This window comes from Paraburkholderia tagetis (assembly GCF_022213065.1).
GTDB classification, from domain to species: Bacteria; Pseudomonadota; Gammaproteobacteria; order Burkholderiales; family Burkholderiaceae; genus Paraburkholderia; species Paraburkholderia tagetis.
In genome coordinates this window covers 1-20,664 of record NZ_JAKLJA010000075.1, presented here as the reverse complement: position 1 = coordinate 20,664, position 20,664 = coordinate 1, and the positions used below count along the sequence as shown (strand labels likewise).

Sequence of the window (20,664 nt, the reverse complement as noted above, 5' to 3'; positions counted from 1 at the left end):
TCCGTCTTCGAAGTCGACGGCAAGGAATACGTAGCAGTTCTGGCTGGCTATGGCGGCGCCAATCCGATCTGGGGCGGCCCGATGGCCGACGTTGCGAAGGATGTTCCGCGCGGCGGCACGCTATACGTGTTCGCATTGGCTCAGGACTGACGCGGGCCGGCGCTGCACCTCGCGAATTCAACTTCTTAACGAGCACTCCATCATGGTCTCCCAAACACGCAGAACTTTCATGATCCACACCGTCGGCCTGTGCGCTGCACTCGCCGTGGCGCAGCGCGCACAGGCAGGTGCGCCGCTCGTCGACGAGAACGACCCAGCAGCCAGGGGCCTTGGATATCGAGCCAAGTCCAGCACGGTTGACGCTGCACACTTTCCCAAGTATCAGGCCGGCCAGAAGTGTGAGAACTGCCGCTTCTACACCGGCGCGGCCAACGAGACCTCGGGCCCATGCCCGATGTTCCCGGGCAAGGCCGTGTCCGCAGACGGCTGGTGCAACGTCTATGCAAAGCGCGCCTGAGCACGCCTGGTGCCGGTTCGTCTGGCACTTCCCGTTCCCAATCCCGGCATTCCCCGCATGACATTGACCATTGGCGCACTTCTGGCGCTTTCATTCCTGATCTCCGTGCTCGGCCTGTTCCTGTTCATCTGGGCCCAGACCAGAGGGCTCATGTGCGCAGGCCCCGCGGCGGCAGAGGTGATCTTCGCCGCGGACGAGGTTGGCGTCGTCGAGGATCCCGCCGCACCGGAGCTGCAACTCGCGGCATTGCAGGCCGTCGGGCGCGCGGCGGAGGGCGAATCCTGCACCGGCACCGCGCCTCACACCCTCGCGCCCGATGCTTGCGAAGCACGTTTTAAGCAGGACCGTTCGAGCCGTCAGCCAGCCTTCGCCTTCCTGATGTCCTCGATCGTCTGGCTCGTGCTGGGTTCGCTGGCCGGCCTGATCGCCTCACAAAAGCTGACCTCGCCCGACTTCCTCACGCAGAGCGCCTGGCTCACGTTCGGGCGGATCCGCACCGTGCATCTGAACATGGTTGCTTATGGCTGGGCCTCGCTGGCCGGCCTTGGCGTCGTGCCGCGCCTGCTCGGCGCCGAGCTGGTTGGTGCGCGCTTCGCCATCGGCGACGCCGCCGACGTCGCCAGGGACATCGCTCGCAAGGTGCGTATTCCGGAAACCGAAGTCTTCGGCGAACAATCGCCCGGATGATGCTTTCGGGCGCGTTCGTCGGGGTCGCCTGCGTCAGGTGGGTGGGCGAGTTGTGGCCAGGGATCGTCACGGCGATGTCGCTTTGGCCCGTCCGGGAGACGAGAGCGGGCATTCGATGAGCCTCTGATGCGACGTTTCGTGCATCCGGTAACTCAAGAGTCTCTTTACTTAGTATGACGAATAATATGGAACACGAATGGCATATTGAAAATTGGAACGATCATTGAAATTCCCTCGCGCACCGATCCCATTGGGCGGTTCGTGGTTGAAAAGAAGCGTAGCTGTTCAGGCTTGATCCAATCACAAAATCAAGGAGACATGATGCATACAAGACACTATCGAGGCATTGCGCTGGCTGTGGCACTGGCAACGATCGCGAGCGCGGCGGCAGCGCAATCTTCGGTAACGCTCTACGGCACGATCGATGCCGGTGTGCTCTATCAGAATCGTGCGGCGACCGGGCAGGGCTCGCAGTTCCAGCTCGCGACGGGCGGCATTGATCCGAGCGTCTGGGGCCTGAAGGGTAATGAGGATCTCGGCGGCGGCATGGCCGCCACGTTCGATCTGGAATCGCACTTCTCCAGCAATAACGGCACCATGATAATGGGGCCCGGCTACCAGTCGGAGATCTTCCGGCGTCAGGCCAATGTCGGGCTGACCACGCCGTACGGTTCAGTCACGTTGGGCCGGATGTACGGTCCGTCAATTCTGGCCGCCATTACGACCGAGCCGCGCGCGTTCGCCGAGAACCTGTCGAACCTGTACACCTGGGCCTATAACCAGCTCGCGGCACCCGGCAATGCGCTGGGCGCCGGCACCAACCCCGGTAACGACGTTGGTGTCTTTATCGGCAATGCGCTGCAATACTCGAACACGCTCGGTCCCGTCTGGTTTGGCGCCGCGTATTCGTTCGGCGGAGTGGCGGGCAGCCTGCACAAGGGCAACGAGATCTCGCTGGGCGCGACCTATACCGGTCCGTTCACGGCGTCTGCTGCTTATCAGCAGGTGGCCGATTCCGTGACTGGCGAGAACGTGAGCCGTCTGTGGAGCGTGGGCGTGGCGAAATCGTTTGGCCCGGTAACAGGCAAGCTCAACTATTTCGATGTGATCGACCGCTCCGTCTATGGCCCAGACATCTCGCACGTGAGTTCGATCAGTCCGGGCGTCAGCTACCAGTGGAGCGTCGCGAATACGGCTGAGCTGGCCGGTTACTACAACACGTATCGTGGCAGCCACAACAGCACGACGCGTTCGCTGGTGCTGAGCGACGATTACGCGTTATCGAAGCGCACCGTTGTGTATGCACAGGTCGCGTACGTTGATGCCGGCGCGGTCGGCACCACTGATCCGCTCGAAAGTCTCAAGACTTCGATTGTCGCTGGCGGCACCGCTCCGGGCGAGAAGACCGTGCTGGTCAACGTCGGCATCGCGCACCACTTCTGATGGCTACGGCAGCACTTGCGTCCGGAGTTTGGGTGCAGGTGCGCTGATTCCCGGCTCGGGCCGGTGCACCAGGCTTTCACTACACCATGCGCAGAAATCTGGAGCTTCATCATGCGTTTGATTCTGTTGGGCGCCCCCGGCGCCGGCAAAGGCACGCAGGCGACATTCATCGAGGAAAAGCTCGGCATCCCGCAGATCTCGACGGGCGACATACTGCGTGCCGCAGTCAAGGCGGATACGCCGCCCGGCGTGCACGCAGCGTCTGGGCGTACCTACCGCATGCGTTTCAGCTCGATCGATGCAATCCGCCATTGCGTTGGCGCGGCGCTGAATTGAGCGCGACGGTAGATCAGCCACCCTGTGCCGATGTGCAAAAGGATCGCAGTTTGTGACACCGGGTGATCCGTATTGCAACACTCGGGCACGCATGCCCCCGGATTTCATGCCGCAAGCCGGCACCAGAGCGAACATGCCCGCATGGCACGTAATTTGCGGGTAATGGCGCGTGCCGTCAGCACGCTTTCAACCTCACCTATTGAGCAGGAGACACCAGATGAACCCGTTTGATCTGAAGCAACTGGGACTTGATATCGAGTATCCGTATCGTAAGCAGTACGAAAACTATATCGGCGGCAAGTGGGTGGCACCGCTCGACGGAGACTATTTCGAGAACATGTCGCCGATCAACGGGCAGCCGTTCTGTAGCGTGCCCCGCTCGCGCGGAGCCGATATTGATCTCGCCATCGACGCTGCACATGCGGCGCGCCGCAAATGGGGCAAGACGTCGGTGACCGAGCGAGCGAACCTGCTGCTCGCGGCGGCCGACCGGATGGAGAAGAATCTCAGGCTGCTCGCCGTCGCCGAGACGATCGACAATGGCAAGCCGCTGCGCGAAACGATGGCCGCAGATCTGCCGCTCGCCATCGATCATTTCCGCTATTTCGCGGGTTGTATCCGGGCGCAGGAGGGTGGCATCTCGGAGATCGACGACAACACGGTTGCCTATCATTTTCACGAGCCGCTGGGCGTCGTTGGCCAGATCATTCCCTGGAACTTTCCACTGCTGATGGCGGCGTGGAAGCTTGCGCCCGCACTCGCGGCGGGCTGCTGCGTCGTGATGAAGCCCGCCGAGCAGACGCCGGCGTCAGTGCTTGTGCTGATCGAGCTGATCGGTGACCTGTTTCCGGCGGGCGTGATCAACATCGTCAACGGCTTTGGCAGGGAAGCGGGTGAAGCGCTGGCAACCAGCACGCGCATCGCAAAGATCGCGTTCACGGGCTCGACGCCCGTCGGCAAACGCATCCTTCACGCGGCGGCGGAGAATCTGATTCCGTCGACGGTCGAGCTGGGCGGCAAGAGCCCGAACATTTTCTTCGCCGACGTGCTCGACCATGACGACGCGTTCCTGGACAAGGCGCTCGAGGGGCTCGCCATGTTTGCCCTGAATCAGGGTGAAGTCTGCACGTGCCCGTCACGCGTGCTGATTCAGGAGTCGATTTACGAGCGTTTCATCGAGAAGGCGATTGCTCGCGTCGAACGCATCAAGATCGGACATCCGCTGGACCTCGATACAATGATCGGCGCACAGGCGTCGCAGCAGCAGCTCGACAAGATCATGTCGTATATCGACATCGGGCGGGGCGAAGGCGCGCAATGTCTGACTGGCGGCGAACGCGCGGCTCCTGGCGCCGAGCTCGGCAACGGTTTCTACGTGAAACCGACCATGCTGTTTGGCCACAACAAGATGTGCGTGTTTCAGGAAGAGATTTTTGGGCCGGTTGCCTCGGTCATGACTTTCAAGGACGAACAGGAAGCCATCGAGATCGCGAACGACACGTACTATGGGCTTGGCGCCGGAGTATGGACCCGCGACGGCACTCGCGCGTACAGAATGGGCCGCGAGATCGAGGCCGGCCGTGTGTGGACCAATTGCTACCACCTGTATCCCGCGCATGCGGCGTTCGGTGGCTACAAACAGTCGGGAATCGGCCGGGAAACCCACAAAATGGCGTTGTCGAATTATCAGCACACCAAGTGCCTGCTGGTGAGTTACCAGCCCGAGGCGCTCGGCTTTTTCTGAGGGCATAGCGCGGCGCCTGTCATAGGGCGCACTTTGGATGACTGCCGCGATATGGCAATCCGGTGGATTCCAGGAGCCCAACTCAGGCAGGTTGGCCTGAAACCGGCGTCGCCGAGCGCGCTTCATGTTTCACAACTGAACGACACTCTGGATTGTTCTCCTCCGCGATCCCGCTCGCGGGAGGGGCCTTTCCAGCGTTCGCTGCTCAAAAAAAGACGGTGGCGCAGAGGCAAGCGACTGCCGGCCGCTCGAAACATAATACGGAATTGACATGTCTGCGATTGAATCGGTTCTTCATGAAAACCGCGTGTTTGCGCCTTCCGCGCAAACGGTGGCGGACGCCACGGTGTCCGGCATGGACGCATACAAGGCGCTGTGCGCCGAAGCCGAGCGCGATTACGAGGGTTTCTGGGCACGTCTCGCGCGCGAAACGCTGACGTGGCAAAAGCCCTTCACGAAGGTGCTCGACGAGTCGAAGGCGCCGTTCTACACCTGGTTCGAGGACGGCGAACTCAACGCCTCGTACAACAGCCTCGACCGCCACGTGGAAGCGGGCAATGGCGAGCGCGTCGCGATCATCTTCGAAGCCGATGACGGCACCGTCACCAACGTCACCTACCAGGATCTGCTCTCGCGCGTCTCGCGCTTCGCCAACGCGCTCAAGAAGCGCGGCGTGAAGAAGGGCGACCGCGTGGTCATCTACATGCCGATGTCGGTTGAAGGCGTGGTGGCCATGCAGGCCTGCGCGCGCATTGGCGCGACGCACTCGGTGGTGTTCGGCGGCTTCTCGTCGAAGTCGCTCAACGAGCGCATGGTGGACGTGGGCGCGGTCGCGCTCATCACCGCCGACGAACAGATGCGCGGCGGCAAGGCGCTGCCGCTGAAAAACATCGCCGACGAAGCCATCGCCATGGGCGGCTGCGAGGCCGTCGCGAGCGTGATCGTCTACCAGCGCACGGGCGGCAAGACCGGCTGGACCGAAGGCCGCGATCACTGGATGCATGAGCTCTCGCAAGCCGAGAGCGACACCTGCGCGCCGGTGCCGGTGGGCGCGGAGCACCCGCTCTTCATCCTCTACACCTCGGGCTCGACCGGCAAGCCCAAGGGCTTGCAGCACAGCACGGGCGGCTACCTGCTGTGGGCCGCGCAGACCATGAAGTGGACCTTCGACTGGAAGCCCACCGACGTGTTCTGGTGCACGGCCGACATCGGCTGGGTCACGGGCCATAGCTATATCGCCTACGGGCCGCTCACGACCGGCGCGACGCAGGTGATGTTCGAGGGCATCCCCACGTATCCGAACGCAGGCCGCTTCTGGGAGATGATCCAGAAGCACAAGGTCACGGTGTTCTATACGGCGCCCACGGCCATCCGCTCGCTCATCAAGTCCGCGGAAGCCGATGCGAAGATCCATCCGAAGAGCTATGACCTTTCCTCGCTGCGCATTCTCGGCACGGTCGGCGAGCCGATCAACCCCGAAGCGTGGATGTGGTACTACGAGAACGTGGGCGGCAAGCGCTGCCCGATCGTCGACACCTGGTGGCAGACCGAAACCGGCGGCCACATGATCACGCCGCTGCCGGGCGCGACGCCGCTCGTGCCGGGCTCGTGCACGCTGCCGCTGCCGGGCATCATGGCGGCGATCGTCGACGAGACCGGCCAGGACGTGCCCAACGGGCAGGGCGGCATTCTCGTCGTGAAGCGCCCGTGGCCCGCGATGATCCGCAACGTCTGGGGCCAACCGGAGCGCTACAAGTCGGGCTACTTCCCTGAGGAGCTCGGCGGCAAGCTGTATCTGGCCGGCGACGGCAGCGTGCGCGACAAGGACACCGGCAATTTCACGATCATGGGCCGTATCGACGACGTGCTGAACGTCTCGGGCCACCGTCTGGGCACGATGGAGATCGAGTCGGCGCTGGTGGCCAACCCGCTCGTGGCCGAAGCCGCCGTGGTGGGCCGCCCCGACGACACCACCGGCGAAGCCGTGGTGGCCTTCGTGGTGCTCAAGGCGACGCGTCCGCAGGGCGAGGATGCCGTGAAGCTCGCCAACGAACTGCGCGCGTGGGTGGGCAAGGAGATCGGGCCGATCGCCAAGCCCCGCGACATCCGCTTCGGCGAGAACCTGCCGAAGACGCGCTCGGGCAAGATCATGCGGCGCCTCTTGCGCTCGCTCGCGAAGGGCGAGGCGATCACGCAGGACACCTCCACGCTGGAAAATCCCGCGATTCTGGATCAGCTCGGCGAGTCGCTTTGAGCACGAACTCTCCCTTCCTCACCCGTGTCACGGCCCGGCGGTCGCGTGGGCGTTTCTGCCGGGTCTTTCTGATTCATCGCGGCATGGTACGGTCCGGGCTGCGGTAACCCTCTTTCCCGACTGGGCTGGGGATACTCGCACCGTCTTCGTTCCTGCCGATATGGAGGCTATCCATGAACGCAGACGGGAAGCGAACACCTTGCGTGATTGTGCGTGAGTTGCGGCACGGCCGCGGCGTATTCGCGAGGCGGGACCTGGGAGCTGGCGAAATCCTGCTCGAATACAGGGGCGAGTGCGTGGACCAGAACGCAGCATTTTCGCGTCCTGTGACGAACAGGTTCCTGCTGGGGCTCAGTAACGGACGCATCATCAACGGTGACTGCCGGGGAAACACGGCACGCTGGATCAACCATTCGTGCGACCCGAACTGTGTGACCGTAGAGCGCAAAGGCCGAGTCTTCATCCGGGCCGCGCGGGCAATCCGGATCGGCAGGGAGATCACGATCGACCAGGCCCTTGGTTTTGCCGGCGCGATAACTCCCGCAATGCGTGCGCGATTTGTCTGCCATTGCGGAGCGCACTCTTGTCGGGGAACGAAGCTCATAGCGTTGGGCGACGATTACCTCAAGGCGCCAGACGGGGTCCCCGCAGTCACTTCCTTGAGATCGACGCAGGCACAACGGATCGCACCGGCGCGAATTCGCGTGTTGGAGCGTCTTCCCGGAAACCGTATCGTTGTGTCGTGGCGTCAGCCTGGACGTGCCTGCTATTCCGAGCAGATCTGGTTGCCGGCGACAGCCACTGAGGCGGGCCTATGCGCACTCTCAATGATTTCATTCGAGGCAGGCGCTCGGGTATTCCTGCCGACGGGTGAACCACTGCCGCTTAACCGTGAGGAGAGAATATTGGCGGACGCGATCGCTGCGCTCGATCCCGAGTCAGCTGTTCGAGGCTGTCTGCGGCAACTTCATGAAGCAGTGGCTGCCACACTTGCGCGGGAGAGCGGTCGACCAGTGTGATGTGGGCTCGCTTTCTCTTGTCGAGCCTGTCGCCCAGCCGGCTGGCAAGTTCGAGCTCGCCAGCGCCGCCGCCGACGATAGCGATTCTGTGTATGACTCGCCGTGGTTCAGTTGTATCCCAGAATCGCCGACTTCGAGATATCGGGGCGGTTCGAAACATGGCCGGCGATTCGCATCAATGGCGAGCGAAGCAAAATCGCATACAGGGACACGGGAGATGCATCGACCTCACGCGAAATTCCCTTGCTTTCGGGGGCGGAGGATGGCGAAGCATGCAGGGTGCGCAATTGACCGAAGGTGTTCATACAGACCTCGTTTCCGGCATGGAAGGGATTGAGTGCGAAACGGTGTCGTGCACAGGACGTCACCTGGAACGTCAGATCATCCACAGTCGCATCTCGCGTCTTGCAATATGAATAACCGAATGTGAGCGAACGTAACGAATTGACACGCGGGTCTTCCTGGATATTCCGTGACGGGCAAGACGGCTCGGACCTGGCCGTTTTGGTCGTCGCCTGCGTGCAATGTCTCTACCCTCGAGTCGATCGTGAAAAGCCATTGTGATGCCCCGAGCGATATCGCTGGCTATTGGTGGCGGAAAAAGAATGGGGGTGCCGCGTTCTGGCAGCGGCACCAAGCGGCGCGAAACGCCGTACTAGTGGCGCGGCCCGGCGTTCAGCGGCGTTGTCGAGATTTGCGCGGCCTGCGCGGTTAGCTTCGCGCTGCCAGCCTCGTACCCGTTCGTGTAGAGGAGGAAGGCCATCAAGTCGGCGTATTCCTCGTCCGTCATCTTGCCGGGGTGATCAGCGGGCATGTTGGTCGACATGTACTGATAGATGCCGCCGATCGTCAGATGCGAGTTCGATGCGGGCGCAAATGCCGGGCCGCTCAGCGCTGGCGCCGTGATCCCTTCGAGCTTGGCGCCGTGGCATTTCGCGCACGAATCGGCATAGAGATGTTCGCCGTGCGTGACCTGGTCGTGATCGAACGAGGGCGTGCCGCCGCCAGTTGTTGCAGCGACCTTGATAAAGGCGCCGCCGGCCGGCACGCCGCGCACCTGCCATACATCCGCGCGAGGCAACGTCTGCGTCGCGCCGTCGAGATAGCGCGCTGAGGTGCGTGCGACGCTCACCCGCGTGGTGGACGCGGCGGCCGCGGTGGTCGCGCCGGTTGTATTGTTGGCGGGCAGCGTCCAGCTGTGCGTCAGCGCGGCGAGTCGGCCATCGCTGCGCATACGCGCGATTGCCGCGTCGATGCGCTTTTGCAGCGACTGCGTGCCGGGCCCCGATGCGAACACGAGATTCCAGTCGGCATAGGGCGACTCGGCGAGCGCAACGTCGAACCGCTGTTGCGGGTGCGCCTGCCGGTACGCGACCACGGCCGGATACCAGACGATCGCGCGCTGGGCGCGGCCTTTGGCGAGCGCGTCTACAGTCAGCTCGGAGGTGTTCTCGAGATCGAAGCGCGCGTTCTTCTGCTGGACCGCGATCAATTGCGACGGGCTCGACCATGTTGCGGCAATGGTGATCTTGCCGCCGGCCGGTGCGACGCTGGTATGTGCCGCATGCGCGTCGCACAGCGTGACGCTCACATAGCCGGAATGCAGATAGCCTTGCGAGAAGAGCAGGTGCGAGCCGGTGCCGTCGGCAACGCTCGAACGCGGAAAGCCCGCGATCACATCGCAGTCGCGCTGCAGCGATTGTGCGAGCTCATGAGCGGAGATGCCGTCGTCGCCGCCGTCGTCGTCGATGCCGTGTTTGGCAAATGTCGCGGCGATGCCGGCGGTGCCCAGCACAGCGCGTGCAACGGACGTGTCCAGTTCGGCGGACGGACTGCCGGGCAATGTGCATACGCGCACGCTGGACGCCGCCTGCGCGGGTGACTGAACGGCGCCAGCCGCGAGCATGGCGGCCAGAGCAACGTGAGTGAGTCGAATGTTCATGGTGGTGCGTTCCAGTGATGGCGGAAACCGCCCGCCCGCATCGGCTGCGTGCGGGCGCGGCGAGAGGCAAATTGCCGATGTCAAGGCAATGCGGGGGCTGTGCGGGGCTTAGCTGTGATCGAGCGCGAACACATAGAGCGTGCCGCCGCGCGGAACATCCTTCGCAACGTCGGCCATCGGGCCGCCCCAGATCGGATTGGCGCCGCCATAGCCAGCCAGAACTGCTACGTATTCCTTGCCGTCGACTTCGAAGACGGAAGGTTGCGCGATGATGCCGCTCGCCAGTTGCGGACTGGTCCAGAGGATCTTGCCGGTTGCGGTGTCGAACGCATACAGATGGCCGTCGAGCGAACCACTGAAGGCCAGACCGCTCGACGTGGTAGCCACGCCGCCATTCCATGGCATGCTGGTCCAGTGACTCCAGAGTTTTTTGCCGGTATTCACGTCGATCGCCTGCAGTTCACCGTAACCCTCGCTACCCGGTTCCGGCTTGATCTCGAAGCCTTCGCCGAGATACGGCAAACCTTCCATGTAGCTCACCGACTTGCCCGACAGGCTCATACAGGCGTGCAGGGTCGGCACCACGGCGATATGACGGCTCGGGTCATACGACACTGACCACCAGTTCTTGCCGCCCAGGAAACTCGGGCAGGTTTCGATCGTCGTGCCGGCCTTCGGATACTTGCTGGCGTCGGCAATCGGCTGACCGTCCTTCGTATAGCCCGTGACGGATTCCGTCTTGACGAACGCCTCGGCATAGATCAGCTTGCCGGTCTTGCGATCGATCGCGTGAAAGAAGCCGTTGCGGTCGGCGTGAATGATGGCGTCATACTCCTTGCCCTTGTAACTGATGTTGGCAAGGATCGGCGTGTTGACGCCGTCATAGTCCCACGTGTCGTTACGCGTGTACTGGTAGTGCCACTTCAGGTCGCCGTTCTTCGGATTGAGCGCAAGCAGCGAATCGGAGTACAGATTGTCGCCGGGACGCAGCGCGGCCAGCCACGGGCCAGGGTTGCCCACGCCCCAGTACAGCGTGCGCGTCGCGGCGTCGTAGGTGCCGGTCAGCCACGCCGCCCCGCCGCCATGTTCCTGCATGCCGTCGGGCCACGTATCGCTGCCCTTGTCACCCGCATTGGGGATCGTGTAGCGCTTCCACAGAATCGAACCGTCGTCGGGGTTGAGGGCGGCAATATAGCCACGGATCCCGTATTCGCCGCCCGACGTGCCCACGACAATCGATCCGTCGAGCGCGAGCGGCGCAAGCGAGAACGCGTAGCCGAGGCCCGGTTCGAACATCTGCTTCTTCCAGACCAGATTGCCGGTCTGCGCGTCGATCGCGGCCACTTCGCCGCTCAGCATGGCCACGTAAACGTTTTTTCCATACAGCGCGACACCGCGATTCACCACGTCGCAGCACGCGGTCTTGAACGATTCCGGGCCGAGCTTCGGCTCGTACTTCCAGAGTTGAGTACCGGTTTTCGCATCGAATGCGTAGACGTTATCTTTCGGCGTGCTGACGAAAAGATAGTCGCCGTTGACGATCGGCGTAGCTTCGAAGCCTTGCTTGAGATCCGCGGGGAACTGATAGCTCCACGCTTGCTTGAGCCTAGCGACGTTCGAGGCATCGATCTGCTTGAGAGGCGAATGTGACTGGCCACTATAGGTCCGGTAGTAGGTGAGCCAGCCCGGATCGCTCTGCGCGTGGGAGAGGCGCTCGTAGGTCACGGCGGGATAGTCCGGGGCGGCAGCCACCGGAGCCACATTCAGCGTCATCGCGATGGCGGTGCTCGCCCCATAGACAGCCAGCCGGCTTGCGGCAGCCGAACGTTTCTTCATAGTCGTCTCCTGAGTCTTTGTCGATGCAGTGCCGGTAGAGGTGCAGCCCTTGGTTCAGTGCCGATCCGGTTGCGGTGTCCTTACTGCAAGTCGCATGCCATTTGCGAGAGCGCGGCTGCGGGCGCGCGCGCCTGCAATGCGAGGCGAGTTGTGATGAACGCGCGGTGCTCCAGGTGTTGCATCCAGGTACAACGCGGGCGGTGCGGTGTTGAGAAAAAGGACAGTTGACGGGCAGCGGCACCGGGTCGCATTGCCCACGTGCCGGCTGGCAGGTCCGAGGTCGAGCGGTGTGAGCGTGCTGGCACGCTCCTCGCAGAGCAGCCGCTTGCGCGTGCATCGATTGGACCGATGTGAACGGGACTGGGCCCGCACATAAGCCGCATATAAATCCGCACACCGGATGGAGACTGAAGTTGAAGACACGCATGAAGAACCCAAGCCCGCGCAGCCGGCGGCGCGCCGGCGCGATGCTGTGCGCCGGCCTGACAATCGGGACGGTTTGCGCTGGCGCGGCGGCGCAGACGGCCGCGCCAGACAACGCTGCAAGCGGCGCTGCCGCCTCCGGCGCGCCGCTTGCGGCCGCGCCAGCGACGCCGCCCGTGCTGCCCGCGATCGTCGTCGTTGGAACGACACCGCTGCTCGGCATCGGCACACCGCTCCCCAAGGTGCCCGCAAACGTGCAGACGGTTCGCGCCGAAGACATCGCCGCACAACACCGCGAGACATTGACCGACTTCTTTGCAGCAAACCTGGCGAGTGTCTCGGTCGCGGATGCCCAGGGCAATCCATATCAGATGAACCTCAACTATCGCGGCTTCACCGCATCGCCGCTGCTCGGCACGCCGGAAGGCCTGTCGGTGTTCGTCGACGGCGTACGCGTAAACGAGCCTTTCGGTGACGTCGTGAACTGGGATCTGATTCCTGTTGAGGCGATCGACAGAGTCCAGCTGATTCCCGGCTCGAATCCGGCATACGGTCTGAACACACTGGGCGGCGCGATTGCGATCACGACGAAGAACGGCCGCACGAGCCCCGGCGGCGACGCCGACGTCTCCGGTGGATCGTGGGGCAGGAAAACCGCGCAGATCGAGCAGGGCGGCACGCTCGGGCCGCATCTCGACTACTATGCGAACGCGAATGTCTCGAACGACAACGGCTGGGCCGATCACGACGCGAGCCGCGTCCGGCAGGCGTTCGGCAAGCTGCGCTACACCGACGACGACACAACGCTGTCCGTTTCCGGCGGCGGCGCGGACAACTCGCTGTATGGCAGCCAGACCATTCCCCGCTCGTTTCTGGACAACCCGAGGCAGGCCTATACCTTTCCGGACCTGAACCGCAATAGCGTCGGCTACCTGACACTTTCGGGCGACCACTTCTTCAGCGACAGCGTCGAGCTGAGCGGCAACGCTTATTACCGCCACCTGCGCAACGAGAACGTCAGCAGCAACAACAACACCGACTACGGCTCGGTCGACGAAAACGGCAACGTCGACACGCTGCAGGGCACCAACGAGGATTCGGTCGTGAGCACCGACAGCTACGGCGCGAGCCTGCAGCTCACGCTGCTGGGCAAGCTGGGCGGCATCGCGAGCCAACTGGTCGCGGGCGTGGCCGCCGACTTCGCCAATTCGCACTACACAGCATCGTCGCAGGACGCGTACTTCACGCCGGATCGCGCAACGATTGGCATTGGCGATTACACCCAGCAGACCGATGCGAAAACGCGCAATGCCAACTACGGCGTCTGGCTGAACGAGACGCTTTCGCTGAGCCCGCAATGGACGCTCACGCTGTCGGGCCGTTACGACTGGTCGAGCGCACAGATCGGCGACGAAAGCGGCACGCAGCCGCTGCTCGACGGCTATCACACCTTCTCGCGCTTCAATCCGGCGGTGGGTATCAACTGGAATCCTGCACCCGCACTCACGCTGTACGCGACCTACAACGAGGGCATGCGCGCGCCTACGGCGATCGAGCTCGCGTGTGCCGATCCTGCCGCACCGTGCTCGTTGCCCAACGATTTCGTTGCGGACCCGGCGCTGCAGCCGGTCGTGTCCAGGACGTTCGAGGCTGGCGCGCGCGGCCGCATTGGGCAGGCCACGAGCTGGAGCGCCGCGCTCTACAGCACGACGCTGTCCAACGACATCGAATTCGTCAGCGAGGCCGGCAGCACGCAGGGCTACTTCCAGAACGTCGGCAAGACGCGGCGCCAGGGCGTCGAACTCGCGGGGCATACGCAAGCCGGCCCGCTTGGTATCGGCCTGAATTACAGCTATGTCGACGCGACCTACCGGTCCACCTGGACCGAGCAGAGTCCGGCGAATTCAGCGGCTAACGCGAATGGCGTGGTAACGGTCCGCCCGGGCAATCACATTCCCGGCATACCGGCGCAGACCCTCAAGCTGCGGCTTGACTATGCGGCGACGGCGAAGTGGACGATCGGCACAAACGTGACCTGGCGCAGCGGTGTCTATGCACAGGGTGACGAAAATAACGCGGACGTCAACGGCAAGATCGCGGGCTATGTACTGGTCGATCTCGACACGCGCTACCGGATCACGAAGCGGCTGGAGGTCTACGCGAACGTGACGAACCTGTTCGACAAGCGCTACGCGAGCTTCGGCGTGCTTGGCCAGAACTTTTTCAACGGTCCCGGCCATTCGTTCGACGGTGCGAATCCGGTCAACGAGCAGTTCGTCGGACCGGGTGCGCCGCGCGGGGTCTGGGTTGGACTGCACTACGCGTGGGACTGAGCGTGGCGATGTTCTCGCTGGCTACGCTGGCGAGCATGGCCCGCACTGCCTGCACGACACCGTGCTTCAGTGCCGGATCGCTGGTGAGATGCCCGCCGGAAACACGCACCATGCGTGCGGTGGGCGCCGCCTTTGCGAGACGCTCGACGTTGCGGACCGGGCACACGGGATCGCGCAGGCCGTGAACGGCATGGATCGGCACTCCTGCAGTTTCGGCGTGGCGTGCGAGGGCGAGCAAGCGGCGCTCGCCGAGCCAGCAGTCGCGCAACAAGTAGTGCGCCTGGATCCGGTACCTGGCGATGAGCGCGCGCACGGCCTTCGGCGCCTTCACACGGCGTGGCTGCAACACCGATGAGCGGCCGGGCCGCGACGAGGCGAGTAGCGTGTCTTCGTATGCGCGCCACGCAAGCGCGACTTCGCGTTGCCGCGCGTAGGCCGCGCCAGGCTGCAGTCGCCGCGCACAGCAAGCCAGCAGCGTGCTCGGGCGGGTGCATCCGGCTGCAGCGCACAGGCGCCGCCAGGCGCGTGGCGCTTTGCGGCGCGACGTGACGAACAGGCGCCGGACTTCATGCCGCGAGGTCAGGAAGAGGCCGCGCAGCACGACGCCCAGCACACTCGCGGGATGTCGTCCTGCATAAGCGAGCGCAAGGGCGGCGCCCCATGAACCGCCGATGACACCCCAGCGCGCGATGCCGAGCACCCGGCGAACCGCTTCGAGGTCTTCGACGAGGCGGTCCGTGCGGTTGCCGCGCAACCCGCCGCGAGGAGAGGACGCGCCCGCGCCACGTTGATCGACGAGCACGACCTGCGTTTTCGTCAGATCAAACAAGGCCAGCATGCCGGGCTGACTTGCGCTGCCCGGGCCGCCGTGCAGCACGACGACAGTCTGCGCCGCGCTCTCACCGGCAACTGTGTATGCGATTGAATGCCCCTCTCTATGCAGGCGCAGGTGGCGCAACGGGGCGCGCGAAGATGGGCAGCCGGGAATACGTCTGTTCATGAATGTGCCGCTCGCCACGAGCGCGTAGTGGAGAAGAGCGCTCAACCAAGCAAGAATCGCGCTGTGTACGAGTCGGTACAAATCGGGGTGAGTCCGCATATCGCATCCTGGCGCGTTTGCGGTAATACACCGTCAGGCCTGCGAACGCGGGACGCCAGCGCGGATGGCGCTGATATGACCTGCTGCGCGTCGTGCACGTATTGGGTGCGCCCTGCCTGAGCCGCGCCAATGAGTGGATGGCCCGGAGCTTGCTTAAAAGGATAACGAAAAGTCTGGCAAGGTACCAGGCTCTCGTGGAGGAGACAATGCACGATGACGATTTTCCGGCCGCCGCTCGGACGGCCGTGCTGTCCAATGGCTGGCCCGCGCCTGCAATCCAGAAAGCGCATGAGCGCTCCGAGACGTTTGGTCTCCGTGCGTCGGCTCGCCCGGATTACGAAATTCTCTCGAGTGCGGGGCTCGAGCTCAAGCGCGAGCAGAATCGCGTGCTGTATGCGCACGCGATGCCGGTGATGGAAACGCTGCACGAGCAGATCGTCAACACGCAAAGCATGATTGTGCTGACCAATGCCGAAGGTCTGATCCTGCATTCGATTGGCGACGACGACTTCCTCGCGCGCGCGGAGAAAGTGGCGTTGCGGCCCGGCGCGAACTGGGCCGAAGACCGCCAGGGGACGAACGCGATCGGTACCGCGCTGGCCGAGCGTTGCGCGATGGTCGTGCACGGCGACCAGCACTATCTGGCGGCAAACCGCTTCCTGACCTGCTCGAGCGTGCCGATTCTCGATCCCTATGGTGACGTCATTGGGGTGCTCGACGTCACGGGCGACTACCGGAGCTATCACCAGCACACGATGGCATTCGCGAAGATGTCGGTGCAGATGATCGAGAATCATCTTTTTACGACAACCTTTCAGGAGACGTTGCAGCTCTCTTTCCATAGCCGTCCTGAGTTTCTCGGCACGCTGATGGAGGGCATCGTGGCGTTCACGTGCGACGGCCGCTTTCTGTCGGCCAACCGCAGCGCCCAGTTCCAGCTCGGCATGTCGCTCGCAGCGCTGCGCGCGCATACGCTTTCGTCGCTATTCCAGACCACGAGCGCGCAGTTGATCGACTGCATGCGCGTGGGCCTCGAACCGCATCTGATGCTCAACCTGAGCAGCGGCGCTGTCGTGTGCGCGCGCGTCCAGTTCAGGCGCGCGTCACTTGCAGAGGGCAGCCGCCCGGTGACAGTGCACGACGGTGCACGCTCAATGGCGTGCCAGAGTCCGCCGCCATCGGCTGTAGGGCTCTCGCGCCTGAACTATCTGGACACCGGCGATCCGCAGGTCGCCGCAGTCATTGCGAAGGTGCGCAGGGTGATCGGCAAGGACATTCCCATCCTGATCAACGGCGAGACCGGCACGGGCAAGGAGCTTCTCGCGCAGGCGATCCACAACGATTCGCCGCGCCACGCCGCACCGTTCGTGGCGGTCAACTGCGCCTCGATCCCCGAAACGCTGATCGAATCGGAGCTGTTCGGCTACGAGGAGGGCGCGTTCACCGGGGCGCGGCGCAAGGGCGCCATCGGCAAGCTGCTGCAGGCGAACGGCGGCACGCTGTTTCTGGACGAGATCGGCGACATGCCCTATCCGCTGCAGGTGCGGCTGCTGCGCGTGCTGCAGGAGCGCATCGTCAACCCGCTCGGCTCGACGAAAAGCATTCAGGTGGATATCGCGATCATCTGTGCGACACACCGCGATTTGCGCGAGATGATCGCGCAAAGCCGCTTTCGCGAGGACCTCTATTACCGGCTCAATGGCCTCGTGGTGCGGCTGCCACGGCTGCGCGACCGTACCGACCTTGCGGTTGTGATCCAGAAGATGCTGCAGCGCGAATCGATCGCTGCCGGGAACCCGCAGCCGCTCAGCGTCGCGCCGGATGTCATGGCGATGTTCGAGCGCTGTCCGTGGCCGGGCAATTTCCGGCAGCTCGGCAACCTGCTGCGCACGGCGGCGGCCATGGTCGATGCTGACGGGGAGATTCGGCGCGAGCATCTGCCCGACGACTTTTTCGATGACCTGCGCTGCGGCGCTTCGCAAAGTGCCGCAGTGGATGCGCCCGCTGCGCCGGACGCATGCCTGCCGGAGAGCGGGCGCTTGCAGGACGTGACGGTATCGGTGATTGCCGCTGCGCTCGCACGGCACGGCGGCAACGTTTCGGCTGCCGCGCGCGAGCTGGGTGTGTCGCGCAACACGATCTATCGCAAGATGCCTGCTGTCGAGCCGGGCCGCGCCGTGGACGACTTCTGAAGCAGTTGGCCTGAGCGGCGCGGCGCTCGCGCTGCCAAACCCTCCACCGTGCTCGTCACGCAGATTCGCGAGCGAGCTGTCCCACTGGTGTTGCATCCTGCAGCACCGATGTTCCAAAAATCAACACTGCGCATGTCCCGAACGCGTGCAGTCGTGACGCGTTCGGCTCGCTTGCGCCGGCAAAACGAAAATGGTCTTGTCGGCGATTGCGCGAAGCCCCGTTCGCGCGGCTTGCGCGCTGCGCGTATCGACATCGGCATGCACCTTGCTTTGAAGGAACCGGCCGCGCATCAAGTGCGGTTCTGCCATCCAATCGCGAACCCATCGCAAACAAGGAGAGATGCCATGCAATGGACCACCCCGTCGTACACCGACCTGCGTTTCGGCTTTGAAATCACGATGTATATTGCCAATCGCTAAGCGGGCTGGGGCCCGCCGCCCGCAGCGCCCGAACGGCGTTGCGGGCGGCGCCCGGAAGCAACGACCATGAAGATCAAGATACTGGGTTCGGGCGCGGGCGGCGGCCTGCCGCAATGGAACTGCAACTGCGCGAACTGCCGTCGCGCGCGCCTTCGCCGCGACGATTTACTGCCACGCACGCAATCGTCGATTGCGGTCAGCGACAACGACGTCGACTGGATTCTCGTCAACGCGTCGCCGGACCTGCTCTCGCAGTTGCGCGCGCATCCTGACCTCCAGCCCGCGCGCGCGATGCGCGACAGCGGTATCGCGGCAGTCGTGCTGAGCGATGCGCAGATCGACCATGTGACCGGGCTGCTGATGCTGCGCGAGCGCACCACGCCGCTGCCGCTTTATGCATGCGCGCCTGTGCTCGAGGATCTGTCGACAGGCTTGCCGATCGTTCCGCTACTCGGTCATTACTGTGGAGTGCGAACGCATGCTATCGTCCCCGGCAAGTCCTTTACGATTCCCGCGTGCGACGGTGTGCGCTTTACGGCACTGGCCGTGGACGGCAAGGCGCCCCCTTACTCCCCATTTCGCCAGGGTGACGTCGAAGGAACGAATATCGCCCTCCTGATCGAAGATCGCATAAAAGGCACGCGGGCCTTCTACGCGCCGGGCCTCGCGAAAATGCACGGCGACGTGCATGCCGCGATGTGCGGCGCCGATCTCGTGCTCGTGGACGGCACGTTCTGGACAGCGACCGAGATGATCGATCTGGGTATCTCCACGAAGCATGCGGACGACATGGGGCATCTGGCGCAATGCGGCGAAGGCGGACGCCGCGGCATGATGGACTGGCTCGATGCGTTGCCGCGCGGTACGCGCAAGGTTCTTACACACATCAACAACACCAATCCGATTCTCGACCCGCATTCCGACGAGCACGCGCAACTGCGCGCACGCGGCATCGACGTCGCCCACGACGGCATGGTGTTTCAGGTATGAAGATGAACACACAGCTCCCCACACAGGCGTTGCACGACGCGCCGTGGACGCCCGCGCAGTTCGAGGCGCGCCTGCGCGCGCTGGAGTCGCGCTATCACATCCATCACCCGTTCAACCAGCGGCTCAATAGCGGCAAGTGCTCGCGCGAACAGATCCGGGGCTGGGTGGCGAACCGGTTTTACTATCAGATCAACATCCCGCTCAAGGATGCGGCGATCCTGTCGAACTGCCCGGACCGGCCCACACGCCGGCGCTGGATCCAGCGGCTCGTCGACCACGACGGTCAGGCGGACGGCGAGGGCGGGATCGATGCGTGGGTGCGCCTGGGCGAAGCGGTGGGCATCGATCCCGCGACGATGTGGGCACAATCGCTCGTGCTGCCCTCAGTCCGCTTCGCAGTGGACGCCTACGTGAACTTCGCGCGCCGCGCGCCGTGGCAAGAAGCGGTGTGCTCGTCGCTCACGGAGATGTTCGCGCCACAGATCCATCTCGATCGCCTCGCTGGCTGGCCGTCGCATTACCCGTGGATCGAGCCGGACGGGCTGCGCTATTTCCGCAGTCGAGTCCCGCTCGCCCAGCGCGATGTCGAACACGGCCTCGAAGTGACGCTGAACCACTTCCGTACGCCCGAGGCGCAGCGGCGCGCGCTCGAAATCCTGCAGTTCAAGCTCGATATTCTCTGGTCGATCCTCGATGCGGTCGAAAAGGCCTGGCCCCTATGAACACGCACCATGAAGACAGCGGCGTACCGCTGCGCCCCCACCTGAGGCGCATCTATCGGCTGCAGTGGGAGGTGGCGCAGGACGCCTACGTGCTGCTCTATCCGGAAGGGATGGTGAAGCTCAATACGAGCGCCGGCGAAATACTCGCGCGCTGCGACGGAGCGCACGAGCTCGATGACATCATCCGGGAGCTCGAGCAGCTGTTCGGCACCGCAGAGCTTGCGCCCGACGTCTACCGTTTTCTCGATCACGCGCGACAGCGCGGCTGGCTCGACTGACATGGCACGCGATCATTCCCATCCTTCTGCGCCCCTGTGGCTGCTTGCCGAGTTGACGTATCGGTGTCCGCTGCACTGTGCTTTCTGCTACAACCCGGTCGACTATGCACGACACGGTGCGGAACTCGACACAGACACCTGGATCGAGGTCATCAGCGCCGCGCGCGAACTCGGTGCGGCGCAGATCGGTTTCTCCGGCGGCGAGCCGCTGCAGCGCGACGATCTGGAGGCGCTCGTCGAGCATGCGCGCGCAATCGGCTTTTACACGAACCTGATCACCTCGGGCATCGGCTTGACCGCGGCGCGTGGCGTTGTTGCATAAATCGAGCATAAGGACGAAGCGGCCTCCATGTTTTCGACCTCAGGCGGTACGAACGGACCGCGGGCGTGCAAGTGCCGCCATGCGGTTGAGCACGCCTGCACGAATCG

At 63.7% G+C, this 20,664-nt stretch carries 16 protein-coding genes and 3 pseudogenes; 14 read left to right on the top strand and 5 right to left on the bottom strand.

The features are described 5' to 3' along the window. Window positions 1–202 precede the first annotated feature (202 nt). The 7 genes and pseudogenes from L5014_RS36935 to L5014_RS39130 all read left to right on the top strand — a co-directional run bounded on the left by L5014_RS36935 (window position 203) and on the right by L5014_RS39130 (window position 8,000). Window positions 203–517 (top strand): high-potential iron-sulfur protein, encoded by a 315-nt coding sequence (locus L5014_RS36935; RefSeq protein ID WP_238468816.1) that lies wholly within the window; start codon window positions 203–205, stop codon window positions 515–517. A 9-nt stretch (window positions 518–526) separates the two neighbouring features. Continuing rightward, window positions 527–1,204: a cbb3-type cytochrome c oxidase subunit I gene (locus L5014_RS36930; protein WP_238468815.1), complete on the top strand. Its 678-nt coding sequence runs from the start codon at window positions 527–529 to the stop codon at window positions 1,202–1,204. A 318-nt stretch (window positions 1,205–1,522) separates the two neighbouring features. Continuing rightward, the gene (locus L5014_RS36925) at window positions 1,523–2,647 is read left to right on the top strand and encodes a porin (protein WP_238468814.1); all 1,125 of its coding nucleotides are present in this window, start codon (window positions 1,523–1,525) and stop codon (window positions 2,645–2,647) included. A gap of 111 nt (window positions 2,648–2,758) precedes the next feature. Beyond that, a pseudogene (locus tag L5014_RS36920) lies at window positions 2,759–2,905 on the top strand (nucleoside monophosphate kinase); the annotation flags it as partial. 295 nt (window positions 2,906–3,200) lie between these two features. Next, complete coding sequence (gene exaC / locus L5014_RS36915) at window positions 3,201–4,727, top strand: acetaldehyde dehydrogenase ExaC (RefSeq protein WP_238468813.1); 1,527 nt, start codon at window positions 3,201–3,203, stop codon at window positions 4,725–4,727. A 271-nt stretch (window positions 4,728–4,998) separates the two neighbouring features. After that, complete coding sequence (acs, locus tag L5014_RS36910; RefSeq protein WP_238468812.1) at window positions 4,999–6,981, top strand: acetate--CoA ligase; 1,983 nt, start codon at window positions 4,999–5,001, stop codon at window positions 6,979–6,981. 173 nt (window positions 6,982–7,154) lie between these two features. Continuing rightward, on the top strand, window positions 7,155–8,000 hold the full coding sequence (locus L5014_RS39130; protein WP_420800200.1) for an SET domain-containing protein-lysine N-methyltransferase: 846 nt from the start codon (window positions 7,155–7,157) through the stop codon (window positions 7,998–8,000). On the opposite strand, the pseudogene L5014_RS38920 reads toward L5014_RS39130, so the two are convergent. The 4 genes and pseudogenes from L5014_RS38920 to L5014_RS36890 all read right to left on the bottom strand — a co-directional run. Further along, window positions 7,912–8,094 (bottom strand): annotated as a pseudogene (locus L5014_RS38920) (NAD(P)/FAD-dependent oxidoreductase); the annotation flags it as partial. The gene L5014_RS39130 and the pseudogene L5014_RS38920 sit on opposite strands and share 89 nt — an antisense overlap. A 13-nt stretch (window positions 8,095–8,107) precedes the next feature. Beyond that, window positions 8,108–8,305, bottom strand: coding sequence for a hypothetical protein (locus L5014_RS36900; protein ID WP_238468811.1), 198 nt, complete (start codon window positions 8,303–8,305; stop codon window positions 8,108–8,110). 350 nt (window positions 8,306–8,655) lie between these two features. Beyond that, a complete protein-coding gene (locus tag L5014_RS36895; protein WP_238468810.1) occupies window positions 8,656–9,942 on the bottom strand; it encodes a c-type cytochrome in 1,287 nt (428 codons plus the stop codon). Window positions 9,943–10,050: 108 nt separating this feature from the next. After that, window positions 10,051–11,778: a methanol/ethanol family PQQ-dependent dehydrogenase gene (locus L5014_RS36890; protein WP_238468809.1), complete on the bottom strand. Its 1,728-nt coding sequence runs from the start codon at window positions 11,776–11,778 to the stop codon at window positions 10,051–10,053. Window positions 11,779–12,203: 425 nt separating this feature from the next. Here L5014_RS36890 and L5014_RS36885 point away from each other — a divergent pair, with 425 nt between their 5' ends. Continuing rightward, the gene (locus tag L5014_RS36885; RefSeq protein ID WP_238468808.1) at window positions 12,204–14,534 is read left to right on the top strand and encodes a TonB-dependent receptor; all 2,331 of its coding nucleotides are present in this window, start codon (window positions 12,204–12,206) and stop codon (window positions 14,532–14,534) included. Here L5014_RS36885 and L5014_RS36880 read toward each other — a convergent pair. Continuing rightward, window positions 14,464–15,534 (bottom strand): alpha/beta fold hydrolase, encoded by a 1,071-nt coding sequence (locus L5014_RS36880; protein WP_238468807.1) that lies wholly within the window; start codon window positions 15,532–15,534, stop codon window positions 14,464–14,466. The genes L5014_RS36885 and L5014_RS36880 overlap by 71 nt on opposite strands. Window positions 15,535–15,839: 305 nt before the next feature. Here L5014_RS36880 and L5014_RS36875 point away from each other — a divergent pair, with 305 nt between their 5' ends. From L5014_RS36875 to L5014_RS36850, 6 genes and pseudogenes are all read left to right on the top strand, one after another. Next, the gene (locus L5014_RS36875) at window positions 15,840–17,825 is read left to right on the top strand and encodes a sigma-54-dependent Fis family transcriptional regulator (protein WP_238468806.1); all 1,986 of its coding nucleotides are present in this window, start codon (window positions 15,840–15,842) and stop codon (window positions 17,823–17,825) included. A gap of 345 nt (window positions 17,826–18,170) precedes the next feature. After that, window positions 18,171–18,245 (top strand): pyrroloquinoline quinone precursor peptide PqqA, encoded by a 75-nt coding sequence (gene pqqA / locus L5014_RS36870; RefSeq protein WP_006485436.1) that lies wholly within the window; start codon window positions 18,171–18,173, stop codon window positions 18,243–18,245. Between the two features lie 66 nt (window positions 18,246–18,311). Continuing rightward, complete coding sequence (gene pqqB, locus L5014_RS36865; protein WP_238468805.1) at window positions 18,312–19,235, top strand: pyrroloquinoline quinone biosynthesis protein PqqB; 924 nt, start codon at window positions 18,312–18,314, stop codon at window positions 19,233–19,235. A gap of 2 nt (window positions 19,236–19,237) precedes the next feature. Then, a complete protein-coding gene (pqqC, locus tag L5014_RS36860; protein WP_238468804.1) occupies window positions 19,238–19,957 on the top strand; it encodes a pyrroloquinoline-quinone synthase PqqC in 720 nt (239 codons plus the stop codon). Then, complete coding sequence (pqqD, locus tag L5014_RS36855) at window positions 19,954–20,235, top strand: pyrroloquinoline quinone biosynthesis peptide chaperone PqqD (RefSeq protein ID WP_238468803.1); 282 nt, start codon at window positions 19,954–19,956, stop codon at window positions 20,233–20,235. Before pqqC ends, pqqD begins: the two co-directional genes overlap by 4 nt. Before the next feature lies 1 nt (window position 20,236). Then, window positions 20,237–20,542: pseudogene (locus tag L5014_RS36850) on the top strand (radical SAM protein); the annotation flags it as partial. Window positions 20,543–20,664: the final 122 nt, after the last annotated feature.

Coding starts and splice junctions, on each gene's coding strand:
- L5014_RS36935 (WP_238468816.1), top strand. CDS start 203: ATGGTCTCCCAAACACGCAGAACTTTCATGATCCACACCGTCGGCCTG.
- L5014_RS36925 (WP_238468814.1), top strand. CDS start 1,523: ATGATGCATACAAGACACTATCGAGGCATTGCGCTGGCTGTGGCACTG.
- exaC (WP_238468813.1), top strand. CDS start 3,201: ATGAACCCGTTTGATCTGAAGCAACTGGGACTTGATATCGAGTATCCG.
- acs (WP_238468812.1), top strand. CDS start 4,999: ATGTCTGCGATTGAATCGGTTCTTCATGAAAACCGCGTGTTTGCGCCT.
- L5014_RS39130 (WP_420800200.1), top strand. CDS start 7,155: ATGAACGCAGACGGGAAGCGAACACCTTGCGTGATTGTGCGTGAGTTG.
- L5014_RS36900 (WP_238468811.1), bottom strand. CDS start 8,305: ATGAACACCTTCGGTCAATTGCGCACCCTGCATGCTTCGCCATCCTCC.
- L5014_RS36895 (WP_238468810.1), bottom strand. CDS start 9,942: ATGAACATTCGACTCACTCACGTTGCTCTGGCCGCCATGCTCGCGGCT.
- L5014_RS36890 (WP_238468809.1), bottom strand. CDS start 11,778: ATGAAGAAACGTTCGGCTGCCGCAAGCCGGCTGGCTGTCTATGGGGCG.
- L5014_RS36885 (WP_238468808.1), top strand. CDS start 12,204: ATGAAGAACCCAAGCCCGCGCAGCCGGCGGCGCGCCGGCGCGATGCTG.
- L5014_RS36880 (WP_238468807.1), bottom strand. CDS start 15,534: ATGAACAGACGTATTCCCGGCTGCCCATCTTCGCGCGCCCCGTTGCGC.
- L5014_RS36875 (WP_238468806.1), top strand. CDS start 15,840: ATGCACGATGACGATTTTCCGGCCGCCGCTCGGACGGCCGTGCTGTCC.
- pqqB (WP_238468805.1), top strand. CDS start 18,312: ATGAAGATCAAGATACTGGGTTCGGGCGCGGGCGGCGGCCTGCCGCAA.
- pqqC (WP_238468804.1), top strand. CDS start 19,238: ATGAACACACAGCTCCCCACACAGGCGTTGCACGACGCGCCGTGGACG.
- pqqD (WP_238468803.1), top strand. CDS start 19,954: ATGAACACGCACCATGAAGACAGCGGCGTACCGCTGCGCCCCCACCTG.